Raw genomic sequence first — 22,302 nt, 5'->3', positions numbered from 1 at the left:
CGCCCGGAGCGGCAGGAGCCACAGGCCGGAACAACGGAGGCTCGCCATACACATCCGCCCCGGCGCCTCCCGGCCCCGGAGGCGCACTGGACGGCGGCTCCCAGAAAGCACCCGGGGACGCGGAACCCGTAACAGCAGGCGGCCCGGAGTCGGGCTCGCCGTCCGCACGTGGCCCTGGGACACCCGGGCCCACCGAACGCGCCCCCTCGCCCGCCGAAGGCACCCCCACCGAAGGCACCCCCTCCACACGCCCCCGCTCATCCGCCGGAGGCACCCCCACCGTCCCCGCCGCCGAAGCGAACCGGTCGTCGACGGAGTCGCCCGCGGCCGACGGCCCCGTGTCCTCCGCGGTGTCGTCGTACAGCTGGCTCCACCAGTCGTCCTCGTGACCGGTCGGCGTTCCCCCCTGCTGGCTCATGCCCCTAATTGTCCACCGCACAGGCCAGTTGGAAACGGGGCGTCCGGAAAATCGGGTGCGCGCCCCTCCTCGAACGGCGTGTCGGACGACGTGCCGAACACCCGTCCACCACCGGGCGACACACAGCGACACACGGCGACACAGGGCCGCCGGACGGTCCCACCCCCCACGGGAGAACCGCCCGGCGACGACTGAGTGACCCGGCCCCAACTCCCCTGCGTGCCGGCGCACGTCATGGGCCCGGGTCACGTTCCAAGTGACCGAATCCCGTTGCGGGTTCGGCCCACCCGGTCCCGAGTGTGACCGGCTTTCCTGAAGCTCCGCTGTGATTCGCGCCCGCCCTGCCTGTCACCCGCCGTGCGCGAACCCGCAGGCCGATCGGACCCAATACGGGCATTCTGGGCGGTAGTTGATGCCTCGGTGGCGCAACCTTGGCAGAGGGGCGGGTGGTACGGCGATGATGTGCCGAGGCGGTTTCGCGCCGTGGCCGGTTTCCGCCACGACCAGCGCGAGACAGACGGGGTTTTCGGGGAGGAGCGGCACCTGATGCTGGCGGCGATAGGTCTGGACGAGGCGCACGAGTCGGCGTACCGGGCACTGGTGGCGGTCGGCGCCGCGGACGTGCCCGATCTCGCCCGACGACTGGCCCTCGGGGAGTACGACACCGAGCGCGCCCTGCGCAGCCTGGAACGGCACGGGCTCGCCGCCCAGTCCTCGGCCCGCCCCGGCCGCTGGGTCGCCGCCCCGCCCGGGGTCGCCCTCGGCGCGCTGCTCACCCAGCAGCGGCACGAACTGGACAAGGCCGAACTGGCCGCCGCGCAGCTCGCCGAGGAGTACCGGGCCACCGCCGCCGAACCCGCCGTACACGACCTGGTGGAGGTGGTGATCGGCGCCGCGGCCGTCACCCAGCGTTTCCTCCAGCTCCAGCTCGGCGCGACCGAGGAGGTGTGCGCACTGGTCACCGGGACCCCGGTCGCCGTCACCGGCGGGGAGAACGACGCGGAGGAGCAGGCCGCCCGCCGCGGGGTCCGTTACCGGGTCGTCCTCGAACGCGCCGTGCTCGACCAGCCGGACGGCATCACCGAACTCACCGCCGCGCTGGGCCGCGACGAACAGGTACGGGTGGTCGACAAGGTGCCGACCAAGCTGGTGGTCGCCGACCGGACCCTCGCGTTGGTGCCGCTGACCTCGCACACCGCGGAGCCCGCCGCGCTCGTCGTGCACGCGAGCGGCCTGCTGGAGCTGCTCCGCGGGCTCTTCGAGTCGGTCTGGCGGGACGCCCTCCCGCTGCGCCTCGGCGCGTCCGGCGCCACCGAGCAGGACCCGGACGGCCCCGACGCCACCGACCTGGAGGTGCTGTCCCTGTTGCTGGCCGGGCAGACCGACGCCAGCGTCGCGAAACAGCTCGACCTGGGCCTCAGGACCGTCCAGCGCCGGGTGAAGCGGCTGATGGAGCTGACCGGCGTCACGACCCGGCTGCAACTGGGCTGGCACGCCTACGAACGGGGCTGGGTGGCCCGCACCTGACCTGCGGTTTCACCCGGGATCCCGCAGGCTGGGCAGATGGGAGTGGCTGAACTCCTCCTGGTCGGCGTCGTCATCCTGCTCGGCCTGTGCGGAGTCCTGGTGCCCGGAGTGCCGGGGTCGTGGCTGGTGTGGGCCGCGGTCCTGTGGTGGGCGCTGAAGGATCCGCAGCCGGTGTCCTGGGGCGTCCTCGTGGGCGCCACGGTCGTCCTCTTCCTCTCCCAGGTGGTCCGCTGGGCCCTGCCGCCCCGCCGGCTGCGCGCGAGCGGCGCGACCCCCCGAATGGGCGTGTACGCCGGAGCCGGCGCGTTCCTCGGCTTCGTCCTGGTCCCCGTGCTCGGCGCGATCCCCGGCTTCATGGCCGGGATCTACCTCCACGAACGCCTCCGGCTTGGCCGCCACGGCGAGGCCATGGCCTCCCTCCGTACGGCGATGCGCTCGGGCGGCTCCAGCGTGCTGACCGAACTGTTCACCTGCCTGCTGATCATGGGGGCGTGGGTGGGCGCGGTGATCTGGGGCTGACGTCAAAGGGATCAGCCGAGCATGGTCAGGTCGACCGTGTCGGCGAGCGCCCGCATGCCCGCGTCGTTGAAGTGCAGATGGTCGCCGCAGTCGTAACCGGGCCGGATCCGCTGCGGCTGCTCCGGGTCGCGGACAGCGGTGTCGAAGTCGACGACCCCGTCGAAGCCCCCGCCGCCGCGGATGAAGGCGTTGATCTCCTGCCGTACGGCCTCGCGGGCCGCCGTGTACCCGCTGCTGCCGCCGTACGGGGTGAGGGTCGCGCCGATGACACGGATGCCGTGCGCGTGGGCGCGGCTGACGAGGGTGCGGTAGGCGCTCTCGAAGGCGTCGGGGTCGGTGGCGTTCGGGGTGCCCTTGATGTCGTTGATGCCTTCGAGAACGATCAGCACACGCACGCCGGACCGCGACAGGGCATCCGCGTCGAGGCGGGACAACGCGCTCGGGCCCACGTCGTCGCGCAGCAGCCGGTTCCCGGAGACACCGGCGTTGAGGACACCGAGGCGGCGGTACGCGGGCAGGGCGGCCAGGCGGTCGGCGAGGCGGTCGGGCCAGCGGTGGTTGGCGTCGCGGGTGGAGCCGTTGCCGTCGGTAAGGGAGTCGCCGAGGGTGACGACGCTGCCGGCCGCCGGGGCGTCGAGGACGTCGACGCCGGTGACGTAGTACCAGGAGGTGGTGGTCGTCGTGTACGCGGAACCGTCGACGTCGGCGGCCCGATCGCCGCTCGGCGCACGGTAGTTGGTCTGTCCGGCCGCGCGGTGGTAGGTCGCCGGGCCGGAGTCGACGGGCGTGTGGACCGTGACGAGCAGGTCCGCCGCGTCGGGCACGGCCAGCAGGACGGGATCACTGACCAGGTCCTCGCCCGCCGGGATCGTCACCGTCCGCGCGCCGCCGAAAGTCGCGACGCGCATCGAGCCGGCCACGGCGTCCGGACCGGCCTCCCGCAGCGCGACGGTCACCGCGTCGAGCCGGAGCGGCGCGCTGCCGAGCCGGTTGGTGAGCCGGACCCGGGTGGCGCTGCCGCCGACGCTGAGGTGGACGACGTTGCGGAAGGAGGCGCCGGGGTGGGCGGTCGCGGTGCCGGAGGGGGCGGCCTCCCAGGTGCCGGTCCAGGTGCCGAACGGGTCCCGGGCCGGGGCTTCGGCGATCGCCGTACCCTGCCCAACTCCCGCTCCCAGTACGACCACCAGCATTGTGACGACGATCCGTCCGGCCCCGACCATGAGCGCTCCGCCTCTTCCCACCAGCCACAAGGAAGGCGACCGTGGCACGCCGAAAGAGGCGGACGGCGGAGCATCACCGGCGCCGGGCCCCGCGTCCCCCTCCGGTGTGGGGCATAAGGCCTAAGGCCTGGGACCGGAGGCCGATGCGCGGGGCGGGCAGGCGTGTTTGGCTGCGGTCATGACCGAATTCACCGAGGCCGAACGCGCGTACCTCGCCTCGCAGCGACTGGGCCGCCTCGCCACCGTCGACCCCCAGGGCCAGCCGCAGGCGAACCCCGTCGGCTTCTTCCCGCAGGCCGACGGGACGATCCTGGTCGGCGGCTATGCGATGGGTACGACGAAGAAGTGGCGCAACCTGCGGAAGAACCCGAAGGTCGCGCTGGTCGTGGACGACATCGTCAGCCTCAACCCCTGGCAGGTACGCGGTATCGACATCCGCGGCGAGGCCGAACTCCTCGTCGGCCCGCACGAGTTGGGGCCGCACATGAGCGAGGAGGTGATTCGCATCCACCCGCGGCGGATCCACAGCTGGGGCCTGGAGACAGAACCGGGAACGGACTGACTCAGCCCAACGCGTCCTCCAGCGTGAGGAGTTGCACCTTGCGGTCGAGGCCGCCCGCATACCCCGTCAGCGATCCGTCGGCGCCGATCACCCGGTGGCAGGGCCGGACGACCAGCAGCGGGTTGGCGCCGATCGCCCCGCCCACGGCCCGGACGGCGGCCCGGGACGCGCCGATCCGCGCGGCGATCTCGCCGTACGTCGTCGTCGCGCCGTACGGGACGGAGTCGAGGGCACTCCACACACGCTCACGGAAGTCGGTGCCGGAGGTGCGGAACTCCAGCTGGAATTCCTTGAGTTCACCGGCGAAGTAGGCGGCGAGCTGTTCACCGACGGCACGGAAGGGGCCAGGGTCCTGCCGCCACTGGGGCTGGACGGTACGGCCGCCTTTCTGACCCGGCACGGAGAGGGAGGTGAGGGCGCCGAACTCGTCGGCGGTGAGGAGGAGTTGGCCGAGCGGGCTGTCGAAGCTCGTCCAGCGAATGCTGCTCGGTGTACTCATCGGGACTCCAACTCCCCTGCCGTGCGCAGGTGTTGTACAAGTTCTACGTGCTGTACGGCATAGGAACGCCAGGGGCGCCACGCGTCCAAAACATCGAAGCCGGGCGGTGCGACATCAGGATCGCCGAGCGCGCGGGTACGGATGACGGCGACGGTCGCGGCGTCCATGCCGGGCAATGCCAGCAATGCCTCCTCCGCGTCGTCCCGGTCGGCACCGCCGTCGAGCCGTACGGTGCCGTCGGCCAGGGCGGTGGCGAGGGCGGCCAGGGGTTCGCCGGGGGTGGCGTCCACCAGCGCGGACGGCTCGGGGAAGAGATGGGTGAGGCCGCCGGACGGGGCGTCCAGCGTCTTGCCGTAGCGCCGCACCAGCCGCTCGGCCTCCGCCCGCCCGACCAGGGCCCGTACGGCGAGTTCCTCCGGGTCGGCGGTGCCCGGTGAACGCAGGCCGGGGCGGGCGGCGACGAGTGGGGCGAGCCGGGGATCGGCGCCGAGCCGTTCGTCGACGGCGTACGGGTCGGCGTCGAGGTCGAAGAGCCGTCGTAGGCGCTGGACGGCGGTGGTCAGGTCGCGGTGGTCGGTGAGGTGCAGACGGGCGTCGAGCCAACCGCCGGGGTGGGCGGGGGACGCGGCCTTGAGGGCGCCGGGTCGTTCGTCGACGGCGACGATTCCGGTGCCGTAGGGGAGGCGGAGGGTACGGCGGTAGGTACGGCGGCCGGGGGTGCCGGTGATCTCCTCGATGCCGGGGACGGCCTCGCGTGCGAGCAGATCGAAGACGGGGCCGGACTGGTACGGGCCCCGGTGGGCGAGCCGCAACGGGATTCCGGCGGACGGGCCGGTCCCTTTCGCCGGTGCCTTGGTCGCGTGGGGCGTCCTGGCCGTCCGCAGCTCGCTCGGGGTCGACGCGTACACGGCGCGGATCGTGTCGTTGAACTGGCGGACGCTGGCGAACCCGGCGGCGAATGCCACCTCCGTGATCGGCAGGTCGGTGGTCTGCACCAACACCCTTGCGGTGTGCGCCCGTTGGGCCCGGGCGAGGGCGACAGGACCGGCGCCGAGTTCGGCGGTGAGCTGCCGCTGGACCTGCCGCGCGCTGTAGCCGAGCCGCACGGCGAGCCCGGCGACGCCCTCGCGGTCCACGACGCCGTCGCCGATCAGCCGCATGGCGCGGCCCACGACATCGGCCCGCACGTTCCACTCGGCCGACCCCGGCACGGCGTCCGGACGGCACCGCCGGCAGGCCCGGAACCCCGAGCCCTGCGCGGCGGCGGCCGTCGCGAAGAACCGCACATTGCGCCGCTTCGGCGTCACCGCCGGGCAACTGGGCCGACAGTAGATCCCGGTCGTGGCCACCCCGAAGAAGAACTCCCCGTCGAACCGGGCATCCCGGCTCCGCACGGCTTCGTACCTGGTGTCTTCGTCCATCACGCTGTCCAGTCTCCGCCATCCCCGGGGGTGGGGCTGGCGGAAATCGGACGGGACGTTGACGCCATGCCGGGCCGGGTCGGACCGCCGGCCGGCCGGCGACGAGGCTAAGCCCACCGCCCCCGCTTCGCCTCCATCGCCGCCTTCCCCTCCGCCCCCTTCCGCTTCCAGTCGCGGCGGAGTTCGGCGCGGGCCCGGGCGTCGGTCTTGGCGACGATCCACTGGTTCTCGCGCATGAGCTTGCGGTAGCTGTCGAGCCGGCGTTCGGAGAGGTCGCCGGAGTCGACGGCGGCGAGCACCGCGCAGCCCGGTTCGGCGACGTGGGCGCAGTCGTGGAAGCGGCACTGCCCCGCCAGTTCCTCGATCTCGGCGAAGACCTGCCCGACCCCGGTCTGCGCGTCCCACAGCCCGACGCCTCGCAGCCCCGGCGTATCGATCAGCACCCCACCACCCGGCAGGGCGAGCAGATTGCGCGTGGTGGTCGTATGACGGCCCTTGCCGTCGGCGTCACGCGTGGCCTGCACCTCCATCGCGTCCTCGCCGATGAGCGCGTTCGCGAGCGTCGACTTGCCCGCACCGGACTGCCCGAGCAGCACGGACGTACCGCCGGCGGCGACCGCCGCGAGCACGTCGATCCCGTCCCCGGTGGCGGCACTGACGGCCAGCACCGGCACGCCCGGCGCCGTCGTCTCCACGTCCTTGACGAGATACGACAACGTCACCGCGTCCGGCACGAGGTCGGCCTTGGTCAGCACGACCAGGGGCTGGGCACCGGACTCCCAGGCGAGCGCCAGGAACCGTTCGATACGGCCGAGGTCGAGGTCCCCGGTCAGCGGTACGGCGACGATCGCGTGGTCGACATTGGCCGCGAGGATCTGCCCCTCGGACCGCTTGGAGGAGGTGGAGCGCACGAAGGCGGTACGGCGCGGCAGATACGTCCGTACGTACCGCGGGTTGCCGCCTTCGGGGTCGACAGCGACCCAGTCGCCCGTGCACACGACCTTCATCGGGTCACGGGGGACAACGAACTCGGTGTCGGCACGGACGGTGCCGGCCGACGTGACGACATCGCAGAGGCCACGGTCGACCCGTACGACACGGCCGGGCAGGAGACCCCGCTCGGCGAACGGGACGAACTCGGCCTCCCAGTCCGCATCCCAGCCGTACGGCTGGAGCGGATGCACGGAAGCGGTGGACGAGAACGAACCCGGGAGAGAAGAGAAAGACAAGGGGTGACCCTTCACAAGGGTGGCCCCGGCACCGCGCGCACAAGCACGGGAAGGAGAGAGAGGTCAGCCGGAGGCCACGGGAGTGGACTTGATGAACTTCCGGATGCGGGCAGTGCCCATCTCAACGACAGCCATCCGTCACACCTCCCCTATGCACTCAACCGACACTGGTGGCCGACCGGCCACCACTGGGACGAGAAGCAACCTAGCCTCCGACTCCCACGGAGCGCCAACCATTATTCGACGAGGAGTCCGGGCGCATCTCAAGCCCCGGGACAGACGCCGTCCATCCAGGCACCCATCTGACTGGTTCAGGCCAACGTCCGATCGTCATGGGTATCTCTTGCCCCTCAGGTTCCACCTGTGACTAAGTTGATCTCCTTGCGGGGAGCCCAACCAGGCTGCCCGCAAAGGGACTTCGCCGACCAGAGATACCGGTCGGCAGCGGGGGGACACATCGTCAAGCCTGAGGGCCGGCACACGCATGCCCGCACAGGGCGCAGGTCCACGTATGCGCATGTTCCCCATTCGCACGGTCCCGTGCGCCCATCAGCGATCTCCGAACAGCGAGGAGAGGCTGTCTCACGGCCGACGAAAAAGTTCTTGCCGCCCAGCAGTGGGTCAACGCCACCTACGGTTCGGTGGCGGGATACGCGGCGTGCCCCGAGAACGGGCAGACCGGCTGGTCCACCATGTACAGCCTGACGATGGGTCTGCAACACGAGCTGGGAATCAGCCCTGTTGTGGCCAACTTCGGCGCCGGCACCCTCTCAGCGGTGGCCGCCCTGGGAAACATCGGACTCGGCTGGCAGACGAAAGCGAACATCGTCAAAATCATCCGTCACGGGCTCTTCTGCAAGGGCTACTGGGGCGGGGACACCGGGGTGGTGGCCTTCGACTCCGCCGCCGCGTCGGTCGACCTGATGAAGGAGAACAGGGGCCTCGTCCGCGATGGCGGGGTGGTCCAGCCCAAGGTCCTCAAGGCGATTCTCACCATGGACGCCTACGCCGTTCTGTCCGGCGGCGACGACAAGATCGGATCCATTCAGCGGTGGCTCAACGGCCGCTACTGGACGCGGAGTACATGCACCATCGGCCCCACCGACGGCCACTGTTCCCGCGATGTCCAGCAGGCTCTGATGAAGGCCATCCAGATCGAGGGCGGCATACCGGAGGCCCAGGCGACCGGAAACTTCGGCGCCGGAACCCAGGCCGCGCTCAAGGCCCATTCCGTGGGCCGATCAGAGCACCCACTTCACCGACACCTGGGACTCCGACATCTCGGGCTGGGTCAGCGGTTTCCAGACGTTCTCCGGGTGCGACAAGTCCGAGCGCTCGGGTGTGGGCGACTACCTGACCTGGGCCCAACTCCTGGTGTCCATGGGCGATCCCGACCGCGCGGCCACCGGATCCGACACCGCGTACACCATCACGGCGTCGCGGGCACAGCGGATGCGCGACGACAAGTACCTGTATGTCGGCCGCTACCTGAACGAGGCCTCGGCCGGCGGCGGTTCGAAGATGTTGGAGGAAGGCGAACTCGACGACATCTTCGGCGCGGGCCTGCGCGTCTTCCCCATCTTCCAGGACAACGGCAGAACCCTCGCCGAGTACAACTCCCCCAACGGCTACGCCCACGGCCGGCTGGCCCATGACCAGGCGGTCCACTTCGGGTTCAACCGGGGCACCGTGATCTACTTCGCCGTCGATTACGATGCGACCGTGGAGGACATGCCGAAGATCCTGGAGTACTTCCGGGGTGTCACCTCCGGCCTCTCCTCCAAGGGAAAGCGCTACGCGCACGGCGTGTACGGCTCCAGAAACGTGTGCGCCCAGGTGACGCAGGAGACCTACGCCAGATACTCGTTCGTCTCCGGAATGTCCTGGGGATTCTCCGGCAATCTCGGCTTTCCGCTCCCCGCGAACTGGTCCTTCAACCAGATCAAGGAATACCAAGTCACCAACGGCACCGACGTGTTCGCCCTGGACCGTGACGTACACCGGGACGGTGCCGACCTCGGACAGGGCGACGTCAACCGCGCAGTCTCCCCCGCGATCGACCTCCTCACGAACTTCGACCAGTTGTACGCCCTGGCGCAGAACTACGGCAGCGGGGACCCGAACCGGCTCGTCACCGACTACTACCGCCAGGCGCGTTACTCGGACTACAGGTGGACGCAGCTGATAGGCGACGTCGACTGGGACTTCGTCGCCTACGCCGACAGCCACGGGGCGAAATTACTCTCCGAATTCACCGACCCCTTCACGGGACAGACCCTGGGCCCCCAGCATCTGCTCGCCACCACCGCCGGGCACATGATCAAGCCACCCCTGGTCGACCACAGCCACGCCAACGCGGGCGATGTCGCCGGATGGGCCGGAGACGTCATGACGTTCTACGGGAACTGGCGTCACGACAGCGACTCGGTCGCCTCCGGCTACACCTACTGCACCGACTACATGGCGAAGATCGGCGTCTCCTCCAGCTTCAGCTTCGAGGATCTCGTCGAGGACGTGGACGGGTTCCTCCTCGCCGAGGAACTGCGAGCCGGCAAGGCCATCACCACGGCCCTGCGCGAGCACTACGAACAGACCGGCGGAGCGACCCGCTTCCAGGACTTCCTGTCCAAGCGGTTCGACAGCACGCGGTCCACGGCGCAGGACGCCGCGCACTACATCCTCACCGCGCTGGACTCCCCGATCATCAACCTCGGACGGGTCGCGCTCGAATACGAAGGCGGAGGAGTTCTCATCGTCCTGTCCCACACGCTCCCGGACAACCTGCTCCAGCCCTTCTGTCTCGGTTTCGCGGAAACGCTGTTCGCCCGCGCCGGGCTGGAGGAGAGCAGCCGGGCGACGCTGCTGGCCAACCACGCCAAGCTCTTCTCGGGCTCCGCCGGCTGATGGGTTCCTGGTTCCTGGCGGTTCTCCTCGTGGCGTGCGGCCTCGCCTTCGTCAGGTTCCACGAGGGCCGGCGGCTCGTCGGCATCATCAAGGGCTCCGCCACCACGGGGATTCTCTGCTACGTGCTCGGCTGCCTCCAGGTCGCGATGACCATCCCGGCACACGCATGCCCCGACCAGCTCGAACTGCGCCCCATGGTCCATCTCATCCGATACGACAGCGGCATTCTGCCGCCGCAGGCGACATGCCACTGGGACAACGGCACGCAGCAGGACTTCGTGAGCGGCTGGATCAATCCACTCACCCTTGTCTGCGCGACCGTCCTGACGGCCGGCCTGGTGGCGGGGTTTGTCCTCGCCTACCGCCGTCACCGGAAAGGACGCACACCTTGAAGGACACCACTCGCCCCGCACGCTGACCCGCCGTCAGACCCTCGGCCTCGCCGCGGGCATCACCGCCGGAACCCTCGTCGTCACGAGCCAGAGCGCCCAGGCAGCCCCGTGGCCGAGCGGTTGGCGGGGCAGACGGACCCAGAACCACTGGCCGGTCGTTCACGCCGTCGACACGGAGGCCTCGCGGATCGAGGGCACCAACGTCTCCGTTCCCCTCCTGAAGGGCGACGTCGCCACCGTACTTCTTCACGTAGTCCGCCGGTTCAGCTACGAGATCGACACGCTCCGCCCCGGCGACGTCCAGGGGTACTCGACCGACCGGGCCGTCGGTGCGGATTTCGAGTCGAACCGTCTGTCCGGTACGGCGATCACGATCCGCCCGCTCTTCTACCCGCTCGGGGCGCAGAAGGGCACCGGGCTCTCCGACCTGGAGAAAGTGGTCGTCGCGGACATCCTCGCCGACTGCCGGGGTGTTGTCGGCTGGGGCGGGAACGCGGACCCCGTCAAGGAGTCCCACTTCCAGATCAACGTCGGCCCCGGTGATCCCGAACTGAACCGTCTCGCCGCCCGCATCCGTGGCGAGGATGCCTCCCCCGGCACCGGCGCCGGTTCGATCGACCCGTTCCTCCCGGCGCGCCGCAGGAAGGCCGCGGCGTACCTCAAGGACGTGCCCACTCCGGCGCCCTAGTCCTGATCACCCCACTCCTGTGCCCCTGCCGTCAAGCGACGTCCGGGGCACAGGAGCCACTTCTCCGGTGGGCTACGTGACGTGAGCGGCCTTCGTTCGAACTCGACCGGAGCCACGCGGGCCGCGGTCTCCTGAACCGCCTTTCCCCGTGCAGGAGTTCACACTCGACGCGCCCTGCACTTCCGACAGGACACCGCAAACGCCTCGGACGTATGGTGCGTGCCCTGGTCGCCACCCGCTTGCGGTTCGCTCCCGGGCCGTGCTCCCGCAGCTCGCCGACGATGACGACGGACTCCCAGGCGAGCGCGAGGAACCGTTCGATACGGCCGAGGTCGAGGTCCCCGGTCAGGGGTACGGCGACGATCGCGTGGTCGACATTGGCCGCGAGGATCTGCCCCTCGGCCCGCTTGGAGGAGGTGGAGCGCACGAAGGCGGTACGGCGCGGCAGATACGTCCGTACGTACCGCAGGTTGCCCGCGGGTTCGACGGCCACCCAGTCGCCGGTGCACACGACGCGCATCGGGTCGTTCGGGGTGACGAACGCGGTGTCGGCGCGCAGCGTCCCGTCGGTGGTGACGACGTCGCACTGCCCCCGGTCGACCCGGATCACCCGGCCGGCCAGCAGTCCTTCGGCGTCATAGCGGGCGAACTCGTCCGCCCATGCGTCGTCCCAGCCGTAGCGGGCGAGCGCGAGAAAAGCAGAGGTGGAAGTCAAGGGAGACCCTTCACAAGGGTGGCCCCGGTGCGCGCACGTCGGCGCGGTGGAAGAGGAAGGTCAGCCGGTGGCCACGGAGGTGGACTTGATGCACTTCTGAATGCGGGCAGCGCCCATCACAGAGACAGCCATCGGTCACACCTCCCACAACACAAGCCAACTCACCGGCGACAACGCACGGTTGCCGCTCCAACAGCACGGACTTTAGAAGACGCACGTGCTACCACGCCACCGAACTACGGCACGCTCATGAGCGAGCACGGATCGGCCCGGGCCGTCGGCTTCCGGGACGGCTCAGTCGATCTCGGTGAGCTGGGTGAGCTGGGTGAGTTGGGCCCGGACCACGGCGGCGGGGAGGGCGAAGGCGTCCCCGGTGGCCTGGGACGCCAGGTTCGTTGCGCGGAAGTAGCCGATCGTGCCGCCCTCCCGGACCACGACCACCTGCACCGGCCCGTTCACGCCGTCGACCCGGACGGTCAGGGTCGCCGCGATCACCTCGTCCGCGCCGTCGGTGCCGGCCGGCGTTCCCGTCTTCTCGGCCTTGACCGTCTTCACCTGGTCCTCGCCGGCCACGGTGTACACGAACCCGCCCACGCACTCCCGCACCGCCCGGCCGATCCCGGCCATCGCAGCCTTCGCCGCCGTCTCCTGCCCGTACGAGGCCAGCGAGACGAAGGAAGTCGTCGCGTCCAGCGCCGCTGCCGCCCGCTCCTTGTCCGACGGATCTGCCCCCAGGTCCGCCTCGGACGTCTCCTGCGGCCCGATCCACATCCGCCGCACCACCGACGCCGGCGCCCCCAGCACCGACCCGGCCTGCACCGCGGCAAGGGGCGTGCACGCCGCCTTCTTCGCGATCACCGTCCCGGGGTTCGGGAAGTCCAGATCCGACACCTGCGCCGTCACCGTCCCCCCGGCGACGACCTTCCCGTCCGCCAGTGCGACGGCCTCCAGCCCCGTCGCCGACAGAGCGCTCGCACCCGCACCCGCACCCGCGCCCTTGCCCGCGGCGGCCGACGCCTCCGCGGAGACGGCCGCCGCCACGTCGTCACCGTCGGCCTCGCTCCCGGACCCCGAACACCCGGCCAGCAACGCCACCGCGAGCGCCCCGGCTGCCCCGGCCGCCCCGACTCCACGACGCCGCACAGCACTTCGCCTCATGATCCCGCTCCCTGTTCCCCGCATCGGCCGCGCTACCGCACATCGATGTGATCCCCCACGGACTGCTGCGAGCCCGTGCTGCTGAACGTCACCGTGTTCCACGCCGTCGCGGCCGAGTTCACCAACCCCAACGTCTTCTCGTTCACCCGCACGAACGACCTGAACAGCTATCCGTCGGCCGGCTCCACCCGAATGTGCTCAGCGCCTCCCAGATAGAGCATGGATCCCGCATCCTCGTCCTCCGATTTCTCCGGCGCAACCACATAGATTCCCGCGACAGGTGCGGGAGTCCAGCCGAGATTACGCGGAGGGTCATATTCTTCATAATGCCCGACTTGGAGCCGCGTCGGAGGGGTGGAAATCACGCAAGCATATCCCGCACGAAGTTCGGAAGCCGCCGGTTCGAGCCTGTACAGGACCCATTCCGCGTGGGACTCATCGCACGGCAGGGAATAGGTGCCGCCCCACCAAAAGATCGAGGAATGGTCGATCACTCCCCATGGCCATTCCAAAGCAATGTGACGCGAGTTCACCGCGACCACTCAGACCCTTGCCGCCTCGCAGGAGACGGCGACTTCATCGCCGATCCGGGGAATCATATACCATCACCACCCATTCTGGCATGCCCAACAGAGGGAGTAATGCCAAGGACGACGCCGATTTCTGGGTACTTCCATTCAGCAATCATCCTGGGCGACACAACGCCCACCCACACCACACACCCAACTCCGCAGATCGCATCGATACACATATGGTCCGGCGCTCATGACGTGCACAAGAGTCAGATCGATGCAACTCCTCGGCAGGCGAACCTGAAGCACCTCCTCGGCACGCCCAATCATCTCGGCGCATACCGGCGGGCCAATGTACTCAGATTCGTCATGCTTGATTAAAAATCACGACTGCCACTCCCGCCGCAGCAGAAGGTTGCCGGAAAGCACTTAAATGCCCCCGGCAATCTTTCCTATTCCACGGACCAGGCCGATCCGAATCCGTCAGGAAAACCGTTCAGAAATTCCGAAACAGCCTCGATAGCTTGATCACGGTCAACGAGATCTGATCGTTCAAAAATCCCCGTCTGACCACCGCATACGAGCCTGAACTCCTCCGATCCCCACTCGGGGTTCCTCAGCTGCAGCATTTCTCCATCGACAGATTCCCCCGTGACCAGAAAGAAATCCGGACCACCCGCAATCGAAATATACCGGAAAGGGTCATCCTCTGTCACGGAAACCTCGGTCCATCGACCTCCATCAAGATCCGCGATCGACTGAGCGATTCGTTCCGGCGTAGGTTCGTCAACTTCCCAGTCGCGCGTCTTGCGGCCGTCTCGGTCGTCTCCTGCCAGCCTGATCATGGCGCCCCACCCTAGCCGTCTCGGTGTGGATGGTCTTCGAACTGCGTTGATCGGAAACATACCTGAGGGCGAATGAACCAGGGCCACTACTCCCCGCAGCAAACCACCAAGATCTGAAACGAGAAGCGACACACGAGGTAAGCTACCGGCTCAAGACCAGCTCACTAGCTACAGCGACCAGGTTGCGTCACGCTGGAGATTCCGAATTTCTCCAACAACTCGGAGAGAAGCGCGGTTTCCACCAGCGTGCCTTCAAAGCCAGACCGTTTCAGTTCATCCGACAATCTCTTCGCTTCTTGAATTGACGTACTGAAGGCTGCTCGAAAGGACTTCAGTAGTGGCCCCCCGTGCGCTGCGACAGAGACGAGTTTCAGGCAATGGGGTCCATGCTGCTCCAGGATCGCGTTCCGTACTCTTGATGGTGCCCAACCCTCACCCGAGTCGTGCGAGATCCCGCATGTGTCGCAATCCCACTCGACTGCCCAGCTGAGGGACCCGTTGTTGGTGGACTGAACCAGCCACTCCGTGCCGACCCCGCCGCACTCGCGGCACGGCCCGGGTAGCCGAGCCGCCTGTTCCGTCATTGCCAGCCCCTGATCGGCATGTAGCGTTCGACGATTCCGCAAAATCGATCCGACGTCCCGGAGTCGTCGCGTGGATGGTGGTTGCGAAGACCGCGCGCAAACCAACGGTGGTGCAGTTCCTCGTGGACCACCGTAGTGCGAAGGAGTGCCCGGCTCGCAAACCTCTTGAATCCAATTTGCGTTCCTACGTTAGCCTTCGCCATGCCGGAGTTGTCCCCGTAGCTGTAAACGGGGAGGAAGGTGAGATTGAGGTCCGGGAAATCTTCGCTGATGATGGCATCAATGGCACGATTCCTGGATGCTGTCGTCCTTCCAGTGGCGTTGCTGAGCTCTTCGCTGCTCTTCCAAACGTTGCCGCTTCCCTGTTCTTCGGCGGAACCGCAGATGTGAACCAGGACAGGCGTGGCCCCCGCCAGCACATAATACGTGTGGACGTCACTGACAGTCAGGTCATGCGTGACCTGCGTCTTGGTGTAGCGGCTGACCGCCGTGATCTGGACGTGCGTGCCTGCGGCAGGGTCGGTGACCCAGAAGGGGTGGGTGTCGCGACCACCTCCACGGGGAAGCCCCTCACCGTCGGAGCCATCGGCCAGAAAACAACCGGGCGTCTTCCAAACCGGCGGTACCAACCGCGAGCCGGACGCTCCCACGCGACGACGCAACCGCCGGCGGACACGGATCCTCAACCGGGATCCCCCCTGTCCGCCAGCAGTCCGCGCATGCTTGCCCGGCCCCACCCTCAAGTACGGGCGTTTGACCGGTGGGTCTGCCCTGTGGGTCTGACCTGTGGGTTCGTGACGCCCTCGATCACTGCTCCGATCCGTCGTGACCGACCCCTCCCTCGTCATCCGACGGATACGGCGAGCCCGGTCGCGGTCGGTCCGGTTCGGCGCGACAACACCAAGCGGTCGGCACAGCATGGGAGGGGGCGGGGTTCTCGGCCGCACGACGGCAGAAGCGAGGAGCCATGAAGATGCGTACACCTTCTGCTCGGTGCCCATGCCTGCCCGATCACGGCTCGGGAGCGCCATGAGCGGGCAGGAGGAACGGCTGCTGGCCGGCCGGTATCTCCTCGTCGAGCAGCTCGGCCGCGGTGGGATGGGGACCGTGTGGCGGGCCCGGGATCAGGTGCTCGGCCGTGAGGTGGCGGTGAAGGAGCTGACGGTAGGCGATCTGCCGCACGAAGACCTCGTGGTGCTGCACGCCCGCATGGAGCAGGAGGCACGGGCCGCGGCGCGGGTCAAGCACCCGGGGATCGTCACGGTGTTCGATGTCCTGGAAGAGGACGGTCGACCGTGGATCGTGATGGAGCTGATCGACGGACAGTCGCTGGCCGACGTCATCGCCACGGAGGGGACGCTGCTGCCACGGGACGCGGCCCGACTCGGAGCGCAGTTGCTGTCGGCGCTGGACCGGGCGCATCAGCTGGGGGTTCTCCATCGGGACGTCAAGCCCGCCAACGTACTGCTCGAGCGGGGCGGCCGGGTGGTGCTCACGGACTTCGGCATCGCCGTCATGGAGGGCTCCAGTGGTCTGACCCGCACCGGCGATGTCGTTGGTTCACCGGACTATCTCGCTCCGGAGCGGGCGATGGGCCACCGTCCGGGCCCGGAGTCCGATCTGTGGTCGCTCGGCGTGACGCTGTACGCCGCAGTGGAGGGGCGGTCCCCGTTCCGCCGCACCACGACGATGAGCACCTTGCAGGCGGTGGTCGCCGAGGAGCTTCCGGAACCCCGGCACGCGGGACCGCTCGCTCCTGTCATCGAGGCACTGCTTCGCAAGGACCCGAACGAGCGGCCCACCGCCGAGCAGGCCCTGCGGATGCTGAGCGATGTGGCGGCGGGGCTGTCGGTGCCGCTGGACTCAGCGGCGCCCGGGGCATCGGAGCATCCGCCCACGCAGGTGGCGCCGCCGCCGGACGACAACGGCGACGGGAGCCTCGCCCGGGCACCGACCCGGGCGACGCCGCCCACGCCGGTGCCGTCGCACGGGTCGGTCGACCGACCCGAGTCCGGTCCGGCGGCACACATCCGGGGCCGGGCGCCCACCGGGCCGACCGCACCGGTGCCTTTCGCCCAGCACGACGAAGGGGCGGGCAACGCCACGCGGAGGCGCCGCAAGTCGCTGATGATCGCCGGGGCCGCACTCGCGGTGGCTCTGGTGGGAGGCGGCGCCGCGGCCATGGTGATGACCAGCGACTCCCATGGCACCTCTCAGTCCGCACCCGCCACCTCCCGGAGCACGGCCCGACCGGCTGCGCAGCCCCCTTCCGGTGAGGCGGTCGGGACTGCCGCACCGGCCCGGACGGTGACCGACACCCCGACAGTGACGAAGGCTCCGCCGGCCACGGTGACGACTACGGTCACCCCGCCGGCGGTTACCGTACCGAAGGGCCCCGCCACCTCATGCGGCTACACCAGCAGCCGTCCAGCGATCAAGAACGGCTCGTCCGGCGCGGCGGTGCGGCAGGCACAGTGCTATCTCAACCTTTCGATGACGGGAAGCACGATTCCCGAGGACGGGAACTTCGGGCCCGTCACCGAGGGAGCGACGAGGCGGTTCCAGAACTGCGCGAACATCACGGTCGACGGGCTCATCGGCCCGGAGACATGGTCCTACCTCGTCTACTGGGCCAGTTCGCCGAACTACCTGTGCTGAGGCCGATGCCGGGACCGGCCACCGAGCCGGAGCCCGGACGCCTCCGCGTACCGCGAGACGATCGTCGTCCCCGTTCCCGGCGTGCGCGCCCACAGATCCGTCCGTCGATGCGGGGCGCCGGCCGTCCGGTGCCCCATGTCTCCCCGGAGTCGATCGACCGGCGGAACCCGCGAAGACGGCCCGCATCGCGGCCTGCTTCTCGCACCACGACCGGGTCGCCGTGCGGTGTCCGCACGAACGGGTCGTGATCCACGGCCCGCCCCGCCCCCAGGGCGGCAGAACACTCAGCGCCAGCCGAGCTCCGGTGCCACCTGGGTCAGGATGCTCTCCAGCACATGGGCGTTGTAGTCGACCCCGAGCTGGTTCGGGACGGTCAGCAGCAGGGTGTCCGCGGCCTGGACGGCCTCGTCCTCCCGGAGCTGCTTCACCAGCACGTCCGGCTCGGCGGCGTACGAGCGTCCGAAGATCGCCCTGGTCGTGTCGTCGATCATGCCGACCTGATCCCGCGAGTCGCGGTCGTGGCCGAAGTAGGCCCGGTCCATGTCGTCGGTCAGCGCGAAGATGCTGCGGCTGACCGACACCCGGGGCTCGCGCGCGTGGCCCGCCGCCTTGTACGCCTCGCGGTACGCCTCGATCTGCTTGCGCTGCTGGACGTGCAGCGGCTCGCCCGTCTCGTCGTCCTTCAGGGTGGAGCTCTGCAGGTTCATCCCCAGCTCCGCGGCCCAGACGGCGGTCGCGTTCGAGCTGGAGCCCCACCAGATCCGTTCGCGCAGCCCCTCCGAGTAGGGCTCGACGCGGAGCAGCCCCGGCGGGTTGGGGAACATCGGTCGCGGGTTGGGCCGCGCGAACCCCTCGCCCTCGATCACCTTCAGGAAAGCCTCGGCGTGCTGGCGGGCCATGTCCGCGCCCGTCTCACCCTCCGCGGGCGCGTACCCGAAGTAGCGCCAGCCGTCGATCACCTGCTCCGGTGACCCACGGCTGATGCCGAGCTGCAGCCGGCCGCCGGAGATGAGGTCGGCGGCGCCCGCGTTCTCCGCCATGTACAGCGGGTTCTCGTAGCGCATGTCGATCACGCCGGTACCGATCTCGATCTTCGAGGTCCGCGCGCCGATGGCCGAGAGCAGCGGGAAGGGGCTGCCCGCCTGCTGCGCGAAGTGGTGCACGCGGAAGTACGCGCCGTCCACGCCCAGTTCCTCGGCGGCGACCGCCAGGTCGATGGACTGGTGCAGGAAGTCCGCGGCGGACCGGGTCTTGGAATGCGGATTCGGCGACCAGTGACCGAACGAGAGAAAACCTATCTTCTTCACGCACGCCAGAGCGTCCGACGGCCCCGTTTGATTCCCCGCCCCGAGCCGCCCCGCTCCCTTCGTCCCCTCACCCCCTCAGCCCTCCACGTCCCCTACCAATCGATCGCGACCGGCAGAAACGGCTCGTTCTCGGGAGCCTCCTTACGGGCTCGCAGCGCACGCTCGGCGGGTGCGCCGAGCGGTACGCACAACGGAGGTGCGGGATCTTCGATCGTGGCGGCCACCGCGGCGGCCACGTCCTCCGGGGTGATCAGCTCGCCGCGGAGCGCGGGGAAGGCCTCGTACAGCGGGGTGCAGGGGTCGTTCTCCCCCAGGAACACCTTGGCGCGCTCGCCGCCGCCCGAGGAGACCGCGCCGGGCTGCACGACGCTCACCTTGACGCCGAAGTGCCCCGTCTCGATGGCGAGGTTCTCGGCGAGCGCCTCCAGGGCGCATTTGCCGGCGCCGTAGGGGCCGATCATGGGCAGCACCAGACGGCCCTGGATGCTGGAGACGAAGACCGGACGGCCCGCTCCTCGTTCGCGCATGGCGGGCAGCACGGCCTGGGTCACCCGCAGCGCGCCCAGGGTGTTGAGCTGGAAGAGCCGTTCGACCTCCGCGAGCGGGACGCTCTCCAGGGGTGCGCGCACGGTGTCGCCGGCGTTGCTGATCAGGACGTCGATACGGCCGGCGTCCCGGACGGCCCGGTCGACGCTTTCCTGGTCGGTGACATCGAGGCGAAGGCGCTGGTCGACGGGGAGGTCGGCCAGTGTTTCCGGGCGGCGGGCCCCGAGGACGACCCCGTCTCCGGCGCGATCAACGCACCACGACGGCTCCTCGATCCGATCGTGACGGCGCCCGCGTCCGGCTGAGACGACGGACTCGGCGCCAAGTCTGCCCCCGACTCTGCCCCTACGGACTTCTCTCCCCCATGCCCCCGTCCGGTAAGAGGAAAGGGCACCCGTAACAGCGAGGGACGCCCGCCGACCGAAGGGGAACCGCGTATGCGTATCCAGGGAGAGGACCGCCCGAGCGGTGACCGTGCCGGTGGCCGTCCCGTGTCCCGGCCCGCCGCCCTGCCGCCGCTCGCCGCGCTCCAACAGGCCGCCGGGAACGCCGCGGTGAGCCGCGCGATCCAGCGGGCACGGGACGAGGAGCGTGCCGAGGAGCAGCGGAGTGGGCCTGCGGCGGCCGTGCCCATGCAGCGGCGGTCGTCCGTGGTCGACGCCGTCGGTTCTCCCGGCCGGCCGCTGGAGCCCCGCATCCTGCAACGGGCCGAGCGGGCGTACAGCATGGACTTCGGGCATGTACGCGTGCACAGCGACCCGGTCGCCCAGCGTTCGGCCGAGGATCTCGGCGCCCTGGCCTACACCACCGGTGCCCACATCGTGCTCGGCGGCGACCGCGTCGAGGACGAGGTGATGTTCGAAGAGGTCGACCACGTACGCCAGCAGGCCCTGGGCCCCGTGCCCGGCACCGACAACGGCCGGGGCGAGAAGGTCTCCCACCCGGACGACCCGTTCGAGCGGAGCGCCGGCGCCAACGGGCGGAAGCTGGCCCGGGGCGCCGACCCCGAACTGTCGCTGCCCGGGGCCGACTTACCCGGTACGGCGGTGCAGCGCAGCGTGGACGGGGACGTCTCCGTCCAGCGGGCGGACCGGCCCGGACCGTCGACCACGCCTCCGGCCCAGAGCACGACTCCGCCCCCGACCTCGCCCTCACCCCCGATCCAGGACTCGCAGCCGGCCATCGCCCGGCTGGCTGGGCTGCTCGTCAGGGGCAAGGAAACGATCAGGAACAAGGACGTGCGGGCGGTCATCCACACGCGGGTGCGCAGCGGCCCGAGTTTCACGGACGAGGAGCTCGACGCGATCAAGGTCGTGGAGTCCGAGGACCCCAAGTGGCTGAAGACCGTGGGGATGTGCAGCACCATCGAGGCCGACGCGTACCTCAAGGCCGGCGATTTCCACAACTGGCTCCAGCAGCCGGAGGGCAAGCGCCTCCTCATCGCCACCCTGCGCTGGCGGCAGGAGGTCGCGGACCGCGCTCAGGGGAAGCCGACGGACAAACCCACCCGCTCGGACTACCAACTCGCCCGCCACCATGCCATGCACGACAAGGACACCCCGGAGACCGAGAAGGAACAGCTCACGGGGGAACGGAACGAGCACATCTTCCAGACCTTCGTGACGACCATGGTCCCTCCCGGAATCAACGACCGCGTACCGGACGCCGCCAAGCACCGGGAGCGGGTCGAGCGCGGCACCGAGGTGCTGACCAAGATCTTCCTGATCCTGAAGGAGGGGCTGAAGGTCTTCAACCCGGAGACCGGCATGCACGAGGACTTCAAGGACGACGTCGCCCACGCGCTGGCCTACGGCGGACGCGTCAACATCCGTATTCCCCAACTGGCCGACGGCCAGCACGGATACGAGCTGCCCCAGTGGCTCCACATCACCAAGGAGAACCGGAGGCCCTGGGAGTCCAAGTCCACGCCCGAGGAACCGGTGTACCGGCGCAAGTTCGGCACGCATCACCTGAAGATCGGCGACAACAACCCGGTCGACGGAACGCCGGGCGCGTTCGTGGAGAAGGGAGAGATCGGGGCCACCGTCCAGAACTGGTTCGATCCCAGCACCCACCTCTACGGTCTGCCCATGGCCGCGGGAGGCATGGGAAACACCGACTACCATGGCGACACCATCCTCCCGAACGAGTCGTACGGGCACATGTTCATGGGGTACAAGCACCCGACGGACGAGCGCGACGGCGGACTTCAGGTCGGCCTGGAGACCGCCGGGCCCGGGGGCAGGACCCCCGACGGCTACAAGCACGGCATCACGAGCAGCGAGAAGAACAGCAACCCGGTGAGCCAGTTCGGCGGGCACAAGGACGACAAGCCCGGCGGCAACGCACCCCTGAGCGCGAGCCAGCGCCATGTCGACCTGGAGAAGTTCGGCGACTGGGTACAGAAGCTGAAGGACCTGGAGAAGGACTGGAAGGCCGAACTCGCCAAGGCCAAGACGGATGACGAACGCGCCGCCCTGTACCGGGACTTGATCGGCAAGCGCGCCAACACCGGTTCGTGAGCGCGTAGTTCGCAGGTGGTCGTCACCCGCCCGAAGACCTTGCCGGGGCGGGTGACGGCCCGCCCGGAAGGACCGG

Annotated in this window: 17 protein-coding genes and 1 pseudogene; 8 read left to right on the top strand and 10 right to left on the bottom strand. The window is 69.2% G+C overall.

Annotation, left to right across the window (positions count from 1 at the left end):
* Positions 1-964 precede the first annotated feature (964 nt).
* Together OG588_RS39385 and OG588_RS39380 are read left to right on the top strand one after the other, a co-directional pair.
* The gene (locus tag OG588_RS39385; protein WP_405953313.1) at positions 965-1,945 is read left to right on the top strand and encodes a helix-turn-helix domain-containing protein; all 981 of its coding nucleotides are present in this window, start codon (positions 965-967) and stop codon (positions 1,943-1,945) included.
* Positions 1,946-1,981: 36 nt separating this feature from the next.
* A complete protein-coding gene (locus OG588_RS39380) occupies positions 1,982-2,464 on the top strand; it encodes a DUF456 domain-containing protein (protein ID WP_019063771.1) in 483 nt (160 codons plus the stop codon).
* Between the two features lie 11 nt (positions 2,465-2,475).
* Here OG588_RS39380 and OG588_RS39375 read toward each other — a convergent pair whose 3' ends face one another.
* Positions 2,476-3,684: an SGNH/GDSL hydrolase family protein gene (locus tag OG588_RS39375; protein WP_405951401.1), complete on the bottom strand. Its 1,209-nt coding sequence runs from the start codon at positions 3,682-3,684 to the stop codon at positions 2,476-2,478.
* 178 nt (positions 3,685-3,862) lie between these two features.
* Here OG588_RS39375 and OG588_RS39370 point away from each other — a divergent pair, with 178 nt between their 5' ends.
* Positions 3,863-4,246, top strand: coding sequence for a PPOX class F420-dependent oxidoreductase (locus OG588_RS39370; RefSeq protein ID WP_405951400.1), 384 nt, complete (start codon positions 3,863-3,865; stop codon positions 4,244-4,246).
* A gap of 1 nt (position 4,247) precedes the next feature.
* Here OG588_RS39370 and OG588_RS39365 read toward each other — a convergent pair whose 3' ends face one another.
* The 3 genes from OG588_RS39365 to rsgA all read right to left on the bottom strand — a co-directional run bounded on the left by OG588_RS39365 (position 4,248) and on the right by rsgA (position 7,395).
* Positions 4,248-4,745, bottom strand: coding sequence for a methylated-DNA--[protein]-cysteine S-methyltransferase (locus OG588_RS39365; RefSeq protein ID WP_405951399.1), 498 nt, complete (start codon positions 4,743-4,745; stop codon positions 4,248-4,250).
* Positions 4,742-6,166 (bottom strand): DNA-3-methyladenine glycosylase 2 family protein, encoded by a 1,425-nt coding sequence (locus OG588_RS39360; RefSeq protein WP_405953312.1) that lies wholly within the window; start codon positions 6,164-6,166, stop codon positions 4,742-4,744. Before OG588_RS39360 ends, OG588_RS39365 begins: the two co-directional genes overlap by 4 nt.
* Before the next feature lie 107 nt (positions 6,167-6,273).
* The gene (rsgA, locus tag OG588_RS39355; RefSeq protein WP_405951398.1) at positions 6,274-7,395 is read right to left on the bottom strand and encodes a ribosome small subunit-dependent GTPase A; all 1,122 of its coding nucleotides are present in this window, start codon (positions 7,393-7,395) and stop codon (positions 6,274-6,276) included.
* A 1,341-nt stretch (positions 7,396-8,736) separates the two neighbouring features.
* Between rsgA and OG588_RS39350 the strand changes: the two genes are divergently transcribed.
* From OG588_RS39350 to OG588_RS39340, 3 genes are read left to right on the top strand one after another with little or no spacing between them, the layout of a single operon-like run.
* Positions 8,737-10,299, top strand: a complete 1,563-nt coding sequence (locus tag OG588_RS39350; protein WP_405951397.1) for a glycoside hydrolase domain-containing protein — start codon at positions 8,737-8,739, stop codon at positions 10,297-10,299.
* A complete protein-coding gene (locus OG588_RS39345; protein ID WP_405951396.1) occupies positions 10,299-10,691 on the top strand; it encodes a hypothetical protein in 393 nt (130 codons plus the stop codon). The genes OG588_RS39350 and OG588_RS39345 overlap by 1 nt, the downstream gene beginning before the upstream one ends.
* Positions 10,648-11,379 (top strand): hypothetical protein, encoded by a 732-nt coding sequence (locus tag OG588_RS39340; RefSeq protein ID WP_405951395.1) that lies wholly within the window; start codon positions 10,648-10,650, stop codon positions 11,377-11,379. The genes OG588_RS39345 and OG588_RS39340 overlap by 44 nt, the downstream gene beginning before the upstream one ends.
* 289 nt (positions 11,380-11,668) lie before the next feature.
* Here the strand turns inward: OG588_RS39340 and OG588_RS39335 are convergent.
* From OG588_RS39335 to OG588_RS39320, 4 genes and pseudogenes are all read right to left on the bottom strand, one after another.
* Positions 11,669-12,094: pseudogene (locus OG588_RS39335) on the bottom strand (GTPase RsgA); the annotation flags it as partial.
* Positions 12,095-12,388: 294 nt separating this feature from the next.
* On the bottom strand, positions 12,389-13,252 hold the full coding sequence (locus OG588_RS39330; RefSeq protein ID WP_405951394.1) for a hypothetical protein: 864 nt from the start codon (positions 13,250-13,252) through the stop codon (positions 12,389-12,391).
* A 964-nt stretch (positions 13,253-14,216) separates the two neighbouring features.
* Positions 14,217-14,609: a hypothetical protein gene (locus tag OG588_RS39325; RefSeq protein WP_405951393.1), complete on the bottom strand. Its 393-nt coding sequence runs from the start codon at positions 14,607-14,609 to the stop codon at positions 14,217-14,219.
* Between the two features lie 580 nt (positions 14,610-15,189).
* Positions 15,190-15,843: a hypothetical protein gene (locus tag OG588_RS39320; protein WP_405951392.1), complete on the bottom strand. Its 654-nt coding sequence runs from the start codon at positions 15,841-15,843 to the stop codon at positions 15,190-15,192.
* A gap of 379 nt (positions 15,844-16,222) precedes the next feature.
* Between OG588_RS39320 and OG588_RS39315 the strand changes: the two genes are divergently transcribed.
* A complete protein-coding gene (locus tag OG588_RS39315; RefSeq protein ID WP_405951391.1) occupies positions 16,223-17,851 on the top strand; it encodes a protein kinase domain-containing protein in 1,629 nt (542 codons plus the stop codon).
* 284 nt (positions 17,852-18,135) lie between these two features.
* On the opposite strand, the gene OG588_RS39310 is transcribed toward OG588_RS39315, so the two are convergent.
* Both OG588_RS39310 and OG588_RS39305 read right to left on the bottom strand, forming a co-directional pair.
* Positions 18,136-19,158 (bottom strand): LLM class flavin-dependent oxidoreductase, encoded by a 1,023-nt coding sequence (locus OG588_RS39310; RefSeq protein ID WP_405951390.1) that lies wholly within the window; start codon positions 19,156-19,158, stop codon positions 18,136-18,138.
* A 92-nt stretch (positions 19,159-19,250) separates the two neighbouring features.
* Entirely contained in the window at positions 19,251-20,237 is a 987-nt protein-coding gene (locus tag OG588_RS39305) for an SDR family NAD(P)-dependent oxidoreductase (protein ID WP_405951389.1), read from the bottom strand.
* Here OG588_RS39305 and OG588_RS39300 point away from each other — a divergent pair.
* The gene (locus OG588_RS39300) at positions 20,142-22,226 is read left to right on the top strand and encodes a DUF4157 domain-containing protein (protein WP_405951388.1); all 2,085 of its coding nucleotides are present in this window, start codon (positions 20,142-20,144) and stop codon (positions 22,224-22,226) included. The genes OG588_RS39305 and OG588_RS39300 overlap by 96 nt on opposite strands.
* Positions 22,227-22,302: the final 76 nt, after the last annotated feature.

Source organism: Streptomyces prunicolor, assembly GCF_045162825.1.
GTDB lineage: Bacteria > Actinomycetota > Actinomycetes > Streptomycetales > Streptomycetaceae > Streptomyces > Streptomyces prunicolor.
The sequence above is the reverse complement of the archived record's forward strand: the minus strand, read 5'-3'. Positions and strand labels throughout refer to the sequence as shown.